We start from the raw sequence: 12,439 nt of genomic DNA, 5'->3' as shown, positions 1-12,439 counted from the left end.
TCAGAATGACCGTACCAAGTGATCTCGAAATCGCCCAGGCTGCACATGTCCGTCCTATTATCGACATTGCGCATAAACTGGGTCTGGATGAAGACGATCTCGATTTTTACGGCAAGTACAAAGCCAAAGTGCACCTCGATGTGCTCAATAAGTATCAGGATCGCCCGCTGGGTAAATACATCGACGTGACCGCGATCACGCCGACGCCGCTGGGTGAGGGCAAGACCACGACGACCGTGGGGCTGACGCAGGCGCTGGGTTGCCTGGGGCACAACGCCGTGACGTGCATTCGCCAGCCGAGCATGGGCCCGACCTTCGGCATCAAGGGTGGGGCGGCAGGCGGCGGTTACAGCCAGGTCATCCCGATGGAAGACTTCAACCTGCACCTGACCGGCGACATTCATGCCATTACGGCGGCGCACAACCTCGTCGCGGCGGCGATCGATGCCCGCTGGTTCCACGAATATCGCATGACCGACGAGAAGCTCGCGGAGGCGGGGCTGGAACGGATTGATATCGACCCGTACGGCCTGACCTGGAACCGCGTGGTGGACATGAACGACCGCGCGCTGCGGCACGTGATTATCGGCCTGGGCGATAAGGTAGACGGGCTGGAACGGCAGACCGGCTACGACATCACGGTTGCCAGCGAGCTGATGGCGATCCTGGCGCTGACGACGAGCCTGAAGGACCTGCGCGAGCGCGTCAGCCGCGTGATCGTAGGCACGAACAAGAAGGGCGTGCCGATCACGCTCGAAGATCTGGGCGTCGCCGGGGCGGTGGCCGTGCTGCTGAAGGACGCAATCATGCCGAACCTGATGCAGACGCTCGAAGGCCAGCCCGCATTCGTGCACGCAGGACCGTTCGCCAACATCGCGCACGGCAACAGCAGCATCCTGGCCGACCAGATCGCGCTGCGCCTGGGCGACTACGTGGTGACGGAGAGCGGCTTCGGTGCGGATATCGGCATGGAGAAGTTCTTCAACATCAAATGCCGCGCGTCGGGACTGGTTCCCAACGCGGTCGTGCTGGTAGCGACCATCCGCGCGCTGAAGATGCACGGCGGTGGGCCGCGCGTCGTGCCGGGCCGCCCGCTGGACAGCGCCTATACCAGCGAGAACCTGGAACTGCTCGAAAAGGGTGGCGCAAATCTCGCCAAGCACATCGAGATCGCGCGGAAGTTCGGCGTGCCGGTGGTGGTGGCGGTCAACCGCTTCTCAGCGGATACCGATGCCGAGGTCAAGCTGGTGGAACGGATCGCGTTGGAAGCAGGCGCGTACGCGGCGGTGATGTCCGATCACTGGGCGCATGGTGGCGACGGTGCGGTTGAACTGGCTGAAGCGGTCGTCTCGGCCTGCGACCAGCCGTCCAACTTCAACTTCCTGTACCCGCTGGATCTGCCGCTGAAGTCGAAGATCGAGATCATCGCCAAGGAAGTGTATGGCGCGGATGGCGTCGAGTACGAAGATGTCGCGGAGCGCCAGATCAAGCAGTACGAGCAGGCGGGCTATGGCAACCTGCCGATCTGCATGGCGAAGACGCACCTCAGCCTGAGCCACGATCCGAGCAAGAAGGGCGTGCCGACGGGATTCACTGTCCCGGTGCGCGAAGTGCGGGCCAGCGTCGGCGCGGGGTTCGTATACCCGCTGCTGGGCAAAATGAGCACCATGCCCGGTCTGCCGTCGCATCCCGCGTTCATGGATGTGGACATCGACGAGAACGGGCGCGTCAAGGGCCTGTTCTAAGCGCGCGCACGAATAAAGACCATATGGTATGATAACGTACGCCGGGTCTTCACACCGGCGTACGTTCGTTTTGGGCTGCGATGAGGGGACGGGAGATGGCCGAAGTTAATTCGCTCCTTAAGCAAGCGACCGCTGCGTATCAGGCGGGTCGCATCGACCAGGCGCGCACGCTGCTGCTGAGCGTGATCGAACAGGACGAACAAAGCGAACAGGCGTGGTGGTGGCTGAGCGCGGTGGTCGAGACGCTTGAGGATCAGCAGATTTGCCTCGAAAACGTGCTGGCGCTCAACCCGCGTAACACACAGGCGCGACAGGGCCTGGATGCAATAGGCCGCATGATCGAGACCCAGGGGCGGCAGGCGCGCCCCGCGCCCGGTCTTCCGTCGTGGCTGGCCGGTGAAGCAGGGCCATCCTCACGGGGCTCGGCTCCAATCGGGGCTGAATTCGATATGGTGTCGGGTGACAGCCTCATCGACAGCCTGAGCGATATTCAGGTGAAGCCGGGCGTGCGTAATGCCGAGGCACCCGCTAAAGATGAGAGTCCCTTTGGAAACTGGCTGCCAGAGAGCGATTCTCCGCCAAATGTAAGCTCGGATTCCGATCCATTTGCGCCCGCGACCAGCGTTGATTGGGGCCGTGATGATCGTCCGGCGGCGTACGGCAGCGGTAAGCAGGTCGATCTGCCGTCTGAAGAAGAGTACGATAATTGGCTGCAAGGCCTGAATCTGGGACCGGGTGACGGCAGCAGTTCACCACAGCAGAATTCCCCCTCACCATTTTTGGGCGCGCAGAGGCTTGATGACGATTTCCCCACGATGCCGCCGCGCCGTGAGCCGCCCGCGCCTGCGCGATCCGTCCCCGTGATTGAGGACGATCCGTTTGCCGGATACGAGGATGAGGACGATCTGCCCACGATGATGGCGTCCTCGCCGCCGCCCGCTCAACCTGCTGCGCTTTCCGAAGATGACGATTCGTTCTGGAACCAGAGTGCGGCCAGCATCGCATCTGCACCGGCACCCGTGCCGGGCAGGCAGGCGTTTGCATTTGAGGACGAGGAAGATCAATCGCCTGCCCCCGCGCCTGCCCCGATTCAGCCTGCCGCAAAACCCGCCGATCGTCCGTCCGCGCCGACGCCTGCCGCCGCGTTGGGCAGAGAGGCGTATTTCCGCGCCATTCCCAAAGATATCGAGGCGGTATCAGGCGGATTCGGCGCGGCAACCCTGCTGCGTGTGGCGGGTATCGTGCTGCTGCTGGCGCTGAATATCGCGTCGTTTGGCTATCTGATCGTGTCGCTGGCAGGGTGAGGGCGATCAGTCCGCGCTGCCAGATGGAATTCCGGCGCGCATGACGGAGGCCCAGCTCTCCGGGATGTGGCTCACGCGCCCGTTATGATCGATGCAGACGTGCTTTGAGTAGCCGGTGACGCACACCTGACCCGTTTCCACGTCCGCGATTTCGTAGCCAAACGTTACGGTGCGGCTGCGCAGATCCTCAAGCCAGCAGCGCGCCGCGATCAACTGCGCGTAGCGCGTGGGGACCATGTAGCGGGCGTGGACTTCGCCCACCGTCAGCCAGTAGCCGCTGCGCTCGAAATCCGCGTAGCTCGCGCCCTGCACGCGCGAATAGTGGCTGCGCGCCTCTTCAAAGTAGATAATGTAAGTAGAGTGGTGGGTGATTCCCATCGCGTCGGTTTCGGCGTAGCGCACGAAAAACTGATTTTCGGAGACGAAGCGATCCGTCGGAGCCACTTTCTTTTTCTCCCACTTCAATAGGACCCGACTGCATTCTAGCGAGTGTGTGCGCGTTCGGCAACGCGTTATGATCGGGTTGGTTCAGCCAGATAATGGAGCGTATCGCACGATGAGTGATTCATTTGAGCCGGTCGAGTTCGTCGCGGAAGCGAGTGGCGACCGGCTGGATAAGATGCTGGCTGCGCATTTCGAGGTCCTGTCTCGGTCGCAGATTCAGGCGCTGATTCGAGATGGGCAGGTCATGGTGAACGGCAAACCCGGCAAGGCGTCCTACCGAGTCGAGGGCGGCGAAACGGTCGTGGTGAATGTGCCCGTGGTCGAGGAAGCTTCCGCACCGGCGCCGGAGGCGATCCCGCTGACAGTGCTGTACGAAGACGAGTGCGTGGCGGTGATCGACAAGCCCGCCGGGATGGTTGTGCATCCGGCGGTAGGGCATTCGGGCGGTACGTTGGTCAATGCGGTGCTGGCGCGCTGGCCGGAGATCGCGGCCTTCAGCGAGCCGGATCGCGCGGGGATCGTGCACCGGCTGGACAAGGAAACGTCGGGCGTGATCGTCATCGCCAAGACGCCGGATGCGCTGGAAACGATGCGCGATCAGTTCAAAGCGCGCACCGTCTCGAAGCGCTATATCGCGCTGGTAGAGGGCGTGCCGGAGACGAGCGAAGGCATCATCGACGCGCCGATTGGCCGCGACTCCGCGCAGCGCAAGCGGATGGCCGTGGTACGTGACGGGCGCGAATCGGTGACGGAGTTCCGCGTGTTGGAGCTGCTGGGCGATTACGCGCTGATCGAGGCGTTCCCTAAAACGGGTCGCACACACCAGATCCGCGTGCATATGGCGTTCGTTGACCATCCGGTCGTGGGCGATACGGTGTATGGGCGGCGCAAACAGACGATCAAGATGAAGCGGCATTTTTTGCACGCGGCGTCGATCACGTTCCGGCAGCCGGACACGGACGAGACGGTCACCGTTGAGTCACCGCTGCCTGCTGCGCTGGAAGCCGTGCTGAATAAGCTGCGGGCGTGAGATCGGGCGGCATCCAGGCGGGAAAATAGTCCTGTCAGGGGGCGCTGCGTCGCGAGCGTAGTTGCGAGAACGGGGGTTTGGCGCTACAGTACCTTCCCAGGGACTCAGAGTATATTCCCCCGATTAAAGCCAACCACTCATCCCCACGAATGAGGAGATTCCATGCGTGAGATCACGGTTGCCACGGTTCAAATGAAACCGGCCCTGGGCGAGCTTGAAGACAATCTGGTAAAGATGTCGGACTTTGTGTCCAAGATCGCCTCGCAGCAAAAAGTTGACCTCATTGTTTTTCCAGAACTGGTGACCAGCGGTTACGAGCTGGGCGTGCGGTTCACCGAACTGGCCCAGCGTATTCCCGGCCCCAGCGTGAACGTGATGGCGCAGCGCGCGGCGGAATACGGCGTCTATATCGCGTTCGGCATGGCCGCCAAAGAACGTGTCGAAAGCGTGCTGTATAACTCGGCGGTGCTGGTCGGTCCGGACGGCGAGCTGGTCGGCAGCTACAACAAGATTCACCTGCGCGGCGAGGAACGTATGGCGTTCCGTGAGGGCTTCCGGCTGCCCGTCTTCGAGACGGAATTTGGCGTGCTGGGCCTGATGCTGGGCTGGGATCTGGCGTTCCCTGAAGTGGCGCGCGCGATGACACTCGACGGCGCGGAGCTGCTGGCCGTGATGGCGAACTGGGAAGCCGACGAGATGGAAGAATGGCGTACGTTTGTGCGCGCTCGCTCGTATGAAAATGGACTGTTTGTGGCCGCTGCCAACCGTGCAGGCGAAGACGTGACGCTGAACTTCGGCGGCGAAAGCATGGTGGTGGGGCCGGGTGGCAAGACGTACGCGTACCTGGAAACGCCTGCGCCCGAACCGGAAAAGCCGGAAGCGCCCGAAAAGACCGACGAAAAGCCCGAAGACGGGGAAAAAGCGCCGGAGAAGGCTGAAAAGAAAGCCGAGCCGAAGGCTGCTAAAGAGGCCAAGCCCAGCCAGCCGCCAGAAGGGTTCGCTGTGGCGCGATTCGATCTGGACGATGTTCGCCGCCACCGCGAGGACCGGCAGACGATCCAGGCGCGCCAGCCTTCCGTTTATCGCGCGCTGGTGCGGCGCTACTAGCGCGGCCCGTGCGGGCCGCCGGACAGGTGAAGGACCATGATCGACGGCGAACAGAAACCCGATAAGCCGGATAACGAGCCGTTTTACGTCGGCGCGCCGACCGAGTTCGCTGACGCCCAGGAAATGCCCGGATGGGTGCAGCGTGCGATCAAGGTGATCGTCGCGCTGCCAGCGCTGATCGCGGCGCTCAGCGTGTTGGAATTGATCGCGTTCTGCGGGATTGCTATTGTCATCGCCCTGGCGGTGCTGTTTTTCGCGGTCTTATAACTAAATTAGGTGGAAAACTGCCCGCCCCGCGTGATCGACGCCGGGCGGGTTTTCATCATTTTCAATGGAGTGTAAAACGTGGATCGTGTTGATTTGCGGAGCGATACGGTAACGTGGCCCACGGCAGACATGCGCAAGGCGATGGCCGAAGCCGAAGTCGGTGACGACGTTTTTGGAGAAGATCCGACCGTGAACCGCCTGGAGGCAGAGGCGGCGGAGCGGTTGGGCAAAGAGGCCGGGTTGTTCGTTTCCAGCGGTACGATGGGCAACCTGGTGGCGATTTTGACGCACTGCGGGCGCGGCGACGAGGCGATCATTGGCGATAGAGCGCATACCTTCGAGCACGAGGTGGGCGGTATGGCCGGGCTGGGTGGCGTGCAGTCGCACCTGATCCCGGTTCAGCCGGACGGCACGCTGCCGTTGGACGCGATCCGGCGCGCGATCCGCTCGGAGGATGTGCACTACCCGACGACGCGCATGATCGAGCTTGAAAATACCCAGGGATCGGTGGGTGGCATCCCCATTCCCAAGCCGTATATTGAGGAAGTCGGGGCGTTGGCGCACGAACACGGCCTCACGCTCCACATCGACGGTGCGCGGATCTTCAACGCGGCGACGGCGCTCGACTGCAACGTGGCCGATCTGGTAGAGGCTGCCGACAGTGTGAGCTTCTGTTTGTCGAAGGGGCTGTGCGCGCCGGTTGGGTCGGTGCTGGTCGGCTCGAAGGACTTCATCAAACACGCGCGGCGGAATCGCAAAATGCTGGGCGGCGGCACGCGGCAGGCGGGTGTGCTCGCGGCGGCAGGTCTGATTGCGCTGCACGACATGACCGAACGGCTGGGTGAGGATCACGCCAACGCGCGGCTGCTGGCGGAAGGGCTTTCCGAACTGCCGCAGATCGAGATCGATCTGGACCGCGTGCAGACGAACATGATGTTCTTCTCGCTGCGCGAGGATGCCGGGATCACCGCGCCGGAACTGGCGGAACGGCTCAAGACGCATAATGTGTATATTCTGGACATGGACGAGCGCACGTTCCGTGCCGTGACGCATTACTGGATTCGCCCCGAGCATGTCATCGAAGTGCTGGTGGCGCTGCAAGAGGAGCTGTCGTGAACCGTTTCTTTGGCGGCCCGGATAAGCCCGAGGAGGACGAGGAACAGCCCGTTCTGCGCCCGATGCAGCCGCTCGACCGCAGCCGCCCGCGCACGAGCTACCCGCCGCAGGCGATCCCGCTGCGCGCAGAGGACGACGAACCCGCCGAGATCGGCGAGGAAGACGTGTGGAGCGAGGAGCCGGACGAGGAGGAACCGCCAAAGCCGCGCGCCAGCCGCCAGGATCTCGATCCGGTTTTTGGCTACGTGATGGCGATGGCGCTCAGCGTGGGCCTGACGCCGATTGACGGGGATACGCGGTACATCCTGCTGTGGGCGTTCCTGGCGCTGATGGGCGGCACGGCCTTCGTGCTGGGCAGCGGGACGCGCAAGGCGACCGATCCTGGCGATCTGATCTGGGGGCTGGCGCTGGGGGGACTGAGCGGCGGCGCGCTGATGCTGGTCGGTGGCGATACGCTGGCGGTGACGTCCGAGCGGCTGTTCGGAGCATCGCGTCAGGATAATACGCTGCTGATCACCTGGGTGGCGCAGGCCACATTATTCGTGATGCCGCTGGCTGAAACGCTGTTTTTCCGTGGGGCGATGCAGCGCGTCCATTCGTTTTTGACGGTCTCGTTGCTGGCGAGCTTGTGGTCGGTGCTGCTGTTCTTCCCGGAGCTGGATCTGGGTGGTTCCCCGGCGGTGGCGGTGGTGTATGGGGCGGTGCTGGTACTGCTCAATTTCCTGTACGGCTACGTGAACTTCCGGCACGGACTGGCTGCGAGCCTGATCTGCCAGGTGACCGCCGGATCGCTGCTGCTGCTGGCTCCCATGATCCTTACGGGCTAGGGGCGGTCGCGCTGCTCCTCGCCTGCCAGATGCGAATCCGCTCCAACTGGCAGGTGGTTGGCACGCTTTCCGCATAACAAAAGAACGCGACCGAACCACCGGTAAACGCCTCGTCATGGAACGTGCCCAACAGTACGCCATTGGCGTACAGGCTCAAGTCGCCATCAGCAGTGGTTTCTGCGGTGAGAATATTCGTCGCCGCACCCGGCTGGATGGCATCGGAAACGGTCCAGGGCTGAAGCTCGCGCGTGGGCTGGTTTTGCTGGACGACCGCAACCCGATAGGCGCTGTTGTTGGAAATGCCGAAATAGATGAAATTGTAGTCGTCCTGGTAGTGCAGCCACAGGCCATATTCCGCGGTCTGGGCATCCTGCTCCAGCAGGCGCACTTGCGCCTCCACGGTGTAATTCGTAAACTGGCGCTCCTCAATCGACCCCCACGAGCGCGCGAAACCTCGATCCTGTATGTCGCGCAGCTTGATCTCGTATGCGCCGTCCACAATTTCGTTGGTGTAGGTGCTGTCGCTGCCCTCGTACCAGGAGGCGGCGCTGACTCCGCCCGCGAAGGTCTCATCCACGGCCAGCGCATATCCGGCGCGGGCGGCGGTGGGGAATACCGGTGTGGGTCCGGAGGGGATCGCAACCGTGTTGTTGGACGGAATCACCTGGATCGTATAGTCCGCGACGATGCCGCCGTCAGCGGTGGTCAGGGTGTCTTCGCCAGGCGGCCACCCCTCATCGGGCGCGAAGCGCACGAGGCCCTGGCCGAGTACTTCGATGCCCGCGAACCACTCGTAGAGCGCCCCATCTGACGCGCTGACAACGGCAGCCAGCGGATCGTCCTGCGGATCGCCCCGGCGCAGCCAACTGCGAAAGCCTACCGCAAGGCTTGATGCCAGCGCATCGATCCCGAACGACTCAGCGCTGGTGTAGCGCCAGTTGTGTAAAGCCAGGACCCAGAGGGTCACGGTGCGCGTTTCGTCGCTGATGCCAAGATCGAGCGGGTAGGTCGTCAGCGCGAACGTGTCGGAGGCGTCTCCGGCGCGGTTGGCCGGATAGAGCAGGTAGGCGTACGCGCCCTGATCGTCCGCCAGCAGCACGAAGATCTGCGCCTCTGCATCGGCGTCACGCTTGAGCAGTTCCAGGTCAGTGAGCGTGATACGCAGGCGGGAGCCGGTGATTGGCTCGCTGCTGATGCGCAATGCTTCGCTGTTGGGAGTGGGGGGAACCGATTCGGATGTGCCGGGCGCAGGATCGCCGGAATCAGTGAAGCGGCTACACCCGGCGGCCCCCAGAATCACGCCAAGCAAGAGGCTTGCCAGCAGCAGCCGGGATAAGCACACGAAAAGAGGGTGCATCTGGCTATCCACTCAGGCCCGTGTGCGGTGTTTGCGCGCAAAGTAACCATGAATCCAGCGCAGCGCTTCGAGGGCGTTGCGCGGCTGGCGTTGACCGCTTTCAAGCTGCTGGGCGAGGCTGCCGCTGCCGATCACCCGGTCGGCGGAGGGGTCGGCAATGATGCTGATGACTGCTGCAAGATGCTGGCAGTCTGAAGCGAACTGATCCTGAATGCGGCGCTGGTTGTAGAGCGAGAGCGTGCCCCACAGGCTGTCCAGCTCGCTCGTGAGCGCGGCGGGCGGCATGTCGTCGAAGCGTTTGCCTTTAAACGCCGCCTGAAGCCCGTCGAGCAGTTGGACGATCGTGTCCGTTTCGCGCAGGAACATCGCTGCCGAGCGCGTCCCGAACAGGTGCGCCATCGACTCGCGTTCCAGTTCGAGCGGAATGGGCTTATGGTCACCATATTGCCCGCCAATGAAGCGCAACAAATCCAGCCCTGACTGCGGCGACACGTCACCGCGCAGCAGTCGATCCTCGGACGACATTCTGCCGCGCTGCCGGGCGGCGTCGCTGCTGAGGTCGTAAATCTGTTCCATGATGCGGAGCAGGTTTTGCGCCACGCGCGTACGTTCTTGCTCGGACAGCCCGCCGGTCATCTGGTCGAGGTCGCGCCGGACGCGGTGGTTGGGCGGCAGTTCCTTGCTCGCGTGGTAGGTGCTGGCGAGATCGATGAGCAGCCGGGATGTGGTGTGGACCGATTCGGAAAACCGCACCAGACCGGCGTTGTTCATGGCGAGGCGCATCAGCCACGAGGCTTGCAGCGCCCGCCCGACGTCGGAACGAAGCGACTGGGTGAAATAGGCCAGCAGCACCGGAACCTGTTCGGCGCGCACGCCGCGAATGTAGCGCCGCAGCAGCTCCAGCGCGGCATCGGATACATCGTTGTCCCAGTTGATGTGCGGCCACATGCGCGTGACAAGCACCGAACCGTCCATGCCTGATGCCAGGATGTGATCGACCATCGATGCGCCTACCCGCAGCGTATCGAGCGCGTTGCGGCGCTGGCCGTGCATCGCCAGCAGTTTGAGCGTGTTGTCCGGCCCGATGACTTCAATCAGGTGGTTGTCATTGAAGATCATGGTGGTGAGCCGCCGCGCCGCGTAGTCCTGGTCTGCGGCCCACTGGCGATTGACGAGCGCTGCACAGAAGATAGCTGTGCGCGGTTCGGGCCGGATCTGGCTGCCTTCCAGGTGTGTGAGAGCGGCCTGCATTTGCTCGCCGGGGAGATCGACCGTCGTGAAGACCTCGCCTGCCAGACGTGTGAATTCCTCGAACCGTTCGCCGCGGAAAATCGCGTTCTGGTACATTTCGAGCAGGCCAATCGCCTGATTATAACTGCCGATTTGAAGCAGGAGCTGAACCAGCAGGCGCGGCCCCGGCGCATCCAGGGACGTGACAAACGCGGGCTGGCTGAAATCTTCCACGACGTGCTGGATGAGGGTGAGGAACCTGTCTTGCTCTTTCGAACGCGAAATTGCCAGCAGCGCCGTGAGCGCCTGCGTATCGATCAGGCCGTTCTTGCGCGCCGCCAAAGCCCATTCGATGAGGCGCGCCATCACAAGCGCATAGAGGCTTTCGCCGTAGACCCTGGCCCCGTAGTCGAGCACATGGGGCAGGGCAGGCTGGGGTGTTTTGGCGCTCAAATATTCGACGGCAGTGCGCGTCACTTCGGGAAGCTGTTTCGTGAAGACCGGATCGGACAGGAGGCGCTGGAATTCACCGAGCGGCTGCGTTTGCGCGGCGAGCAAAAAGACCGCGTGCGCCAGATTAGGCTGGGTGCGGCTGGCGGGCTGCGCAATCGCGATCATGTCGGAGATGACCGGTTCCAGGCCCAGGCTGGGATGCGCTTCTTTGAGGCTGCCCAGGAATTCCGCGGCACCGGCGGCGTCGTTGTGCTCCACCATGTCGCGCAGGCGGGCTTTGGCCGCCGCCTGGAGGCTGGGCTGCCACTGCGCGGCCAACGTGTCCGGCACGCCCAATATCCAGCGCTGGAGCAGGGCGTACACGGCCTCAGCCTGTTTGTTCTGGATGGCCGTTTGCAGGTGGGTCGTGATGGTCGCGGCGATGTCTTCACTACTGACCGAGACCGCCGGGATCACGTCGGCGCAGGTGAGGTCGTTGACGGCCAGCGCCATGACGATCAGGTGCCGCGCGTAAATCTGGCGCAGATCGGGCGGCAGGGTGGGGTCTTCGCGCAGCACGGACGCCACCAGCTTGCGATCGACCGGCATGCCGTCGCGTACGGTGTGGTCGATTGCGGCGCGGCGTGAGACCCAGTTCAGGGCTGTGCTGAGGTCTTCGCGGTGCATCGTACGCCAGACCGCCGTACGCGCCATTTCCTGCGTTTGCTGGACGACCAGAGACGGGTCCAGGCGAAGTTGGCGCAGGATGTACGAGCTGTACGAATGTTTGGGTACGGATGTCAGCAGTTTGGCGTGATCCCAGTCAAAAACGACGTGCTGCTCCGGGACGGCATAACTGCTGAGGAACTTGATCTGTGCGGGCGACGCCTGCGGCGCGTTGACGTAGGTGGCAAAGGTCGCCGTGATGCGGGCGGGAACAGGCAGCAGGGCGAGCAGCGCCTGCACGAACCGCAGCCGTTTGGACGTGGAGACAGGACTGTTTACGATGGCAAGCGGCTGGCCCTCGATGAGCGTGGAGAGCAGCCCTTCCAGTGTCTTGTAGGAGTCCTGGCAAATCATCAACAGCTCGATCAGCAGGTCGGCCTGTTCTTCTGGCGTACCGGGAGCGGGTTTGAGCAGATCGAACGGCACAAGATTACGCCGGATGGTGGAGAAAGATGGCATCTCCATCAGGGCCAGGGATTCGAACGCGCTTACGTTGCCCTCAAGCGCCCGCATCGCCGCCAGAGGGGTGAGGATGAAGAGCAGCTGCGGATAGCCCGCGTCATTGCGCTGCGCTTTCGCCAGGACGATGTCCACGCTTTCGCCACGGAACACCCCGAATGCCCCCGGCATCTCCGAACTGGTGTCGCCGGGCAGGGGCGGCGCAAGCCGCGCCACGCGCAGACACTCCGCGACATGCGCCGGGGTAATCGCCCCGGTGCGCGCAATGACGCCCGGTGTGGGCGAAACGCGGCCATCGTCGGAAATGAGGGTTCCGAAGTACAACCGTTGAAGATGGAAGACGTCAGAATCTGGCACGAACGGTCCTGCCCAGTTCTCGCTGCATTGTGCAAGGC

At 63.0% G+C, this 12,439-nt stretch carries 10 protein-coding genes; 7 read left to right on the top strand and 3 right to left on the bottom strand.

Annotated elements, in window-relative coordinates; all coding sequences use genetic code 11:
- Nucleotides 1–5 precede the first annotated feature (5 nt).
- Both V7116_RS06305 and V7116_RS06300 read left to right on the top strand, forming a co-directional pair.
- Entirely contained in the window at nt 6–1,745 is a 1,740-nt protein-coding gene (locus V7116_RS06305; RefSeq protein ID WP_324391044.1) for a formate--tetrahydrofolate ligase, read from the top strand.
- Nucleotides 1,746–1,840: 95 nt separating this feature from the next.
- Entirely contained in the window at nt 1,841–3,049 is a 1,209-nt protein-coding gene (locus V7116_RS06300; protein ID WP_324391043.1) for a tetratricopeptide repeat protein, read from the top strand.
- A gap of 6 nt (nt 3,050–3,055) precedes the next feature.
- Here V7116_RS06300 and V7116_RS06295 read toward each other — a convergent pair whose 3' ends face one another.
- Nucleotides 3,056–3,493, bottom strand: coding sequence for an acyl-CoA thioesterase (locus V7116_RS06295; protein WP_324391042.1), 438 nt, complete (start codon nt 3,491–3,493; stop codon nt 3,056–3,058).
- Between the two features lie 112 nt (nt 3,494–3,605).
- On the opposite strand from V7116_RS06295, the gene V7116_RS06290 reads away from it, so the two are divergent.
- The 5 genes from V7116_RS06290 (at nt 3,606) to V7116_RS06270 (ending at nt 7,840) form a co-directional block, all read left to right on the top strand.
- Nucleotides 3,606–4,523 (top strand): RluA family pseudouridine synthase, encoded by a 918-nt coding sequence (locus tag V7116_RS06290; RefSeq protein WP_324391041.1) that lies wholly within the window; start codon nt 3,606–3,608, stop codon nt 4,521–4,523.
- 162 nt (nt 4,524–4,685) lie between these two features.
- Nucleotides 4,686–5,630 (top strand): carbon-nitrogen hydrolase family protein, encoded by a 945-nt coding sequence (locus tag V7116_RS06285; protein ID WP_324391040.1) that lies wholly within the window; start codon nt 4,686–4,688, stop codon nt 5,628–5,630.
- Between the two features lie 36 nt (nt 5,631–5,666).
- Nucleotides 5,667–5,897 carry a hypothetical protein gene (locus V7116_RS06280; RefSeq protein ID WP_324391039.1) on the top strand — a complete coding sequence of 77 codons (231 nt, stop codon included), beginning with the start codon at nt 5,667–5,669 and terminating at the stop codon, nt 5,895–5,897.
- A gap of 78 nt (nt 5,898–5,975) precedes the next feature.
- The gene (gene ltaE / locus V7116_RS06275) at nt 5,976–7,013 is read left to right on the top strand and encodes a low-specificity L-threonine aldolase (RefSeq protein ID WP_324391038.1); all 1,038 of its coding nucleotides are present in this window, start codon (nt 5,976–5,978) and stop codon (nt 7,011–7,013) included.
- The gene (locus tag V7116_RS06270) at nt 7,010–7,840 is read left to right on the top strand and encodes a hypothetical protein (protein ID WP_324391037.1); all 831 of its coding nucleotides are present in this window, start codon (nt 7,010–7,012) and stop codon (nt 7,838–7,840) included. Before ltaE ends, V7116_RS06270 begins: the two co-directional genes overlap by 4 nt.
- Here the strand turns inward: V7116_RS06270 and V7116_RS06265 are convergent.
- Nucleotides 7,830–9,197 carry a hypothetical protein gene (locus V7116_RS06265; RefSeq protein ID WP_324391036.1) on the bottom strand — a complete coding sequence of 456 codons (1,368 nt, stop codon included), beginning with the start codon at nt 9,195–9,197 and terminating at the stop codon, nt 7,830–7,832. The genes V7116_RS06270 and V7116_RS06265 overlap by 11 nt on opposite strands.
- A 12-nt stretch (nt 9,198–9,209) precedes the next feature.
- The gene (locus tag V7116_RS06260; RefSeq protein ID WP_324391035.1) at nt 9,210–12,401 is read right to left on the bottom strand and encodes a hypothetical protein; all 3,192 of its coding nucleotides are present in this window, start codon (nt 12,399–12,401) and stop codon (nt 9,210–9,212) included.
- Nucleotides 12,402–12,439: the final 38 nt, after the last annotated feature.

Origin of the sequence: Aggregatilinea sp. (assembly GCF_036822615.1) — a bacterium.
Lineage (GTDB): Bacteria > Chloroflexota > Anaerolineae > Aggregatilineales > Aggregatilineaceae > Aggregatilinea.
The sequence above is the reverse complement of the archived record's forward strand: the minus strand, read 5'-3'. Positions and strand labels throughout refer to the sequence as shown.

What these genes read in the sequence shown, in the direction of transcription:
- V7116_RS06305 (WP_324391044.1), top strand. Translation starts at nt 6, where the DNA reads ATGACCGTACCAAGTGATCTCGAAATCGCCCAGGCTGCACATGTCCGT.
- V7116_RS06300 (WP_324391043.1), top strand. Translation starts at nt 1,841, where the DNA reads ATGGCCGAAGTTAATTCGCTCCTTAAGCAAGCGACCGCTGCGTATCAG.
- V7116_RS06290 (WP_324391041.1), top strand. Translation starts at nt 3,606, where the DNA reads ATGAGTGATTCATTTGAGCCGGTCGAGTTCGTCGCGGAAGCGAGTGGC.
- V7116_RS06285 (WP_324391040.1), top strand. Translation starts at nt 4,686, where the DNA reads ATGCGTGAGATCACGGTTGCCACGGTTCAAATGAAACCGGCCCTGGGC.
- V7116_RS06280 (WP_324391039.1), top strand. Translation starts at nt 5,667, where the DNA reads ATGATCGACGGCGAACAGAAACCCGATAAGCCGGATAACGAGCCGTTT.
- V7116_RS06265 (WP_324391036.1), bottom strand. Translation starts at nt 9,197, where the DNA reads ATGCACCCTCTTTTCGTGTGCTTATCCCGGCTGCTGCTGGCAAGCCTC.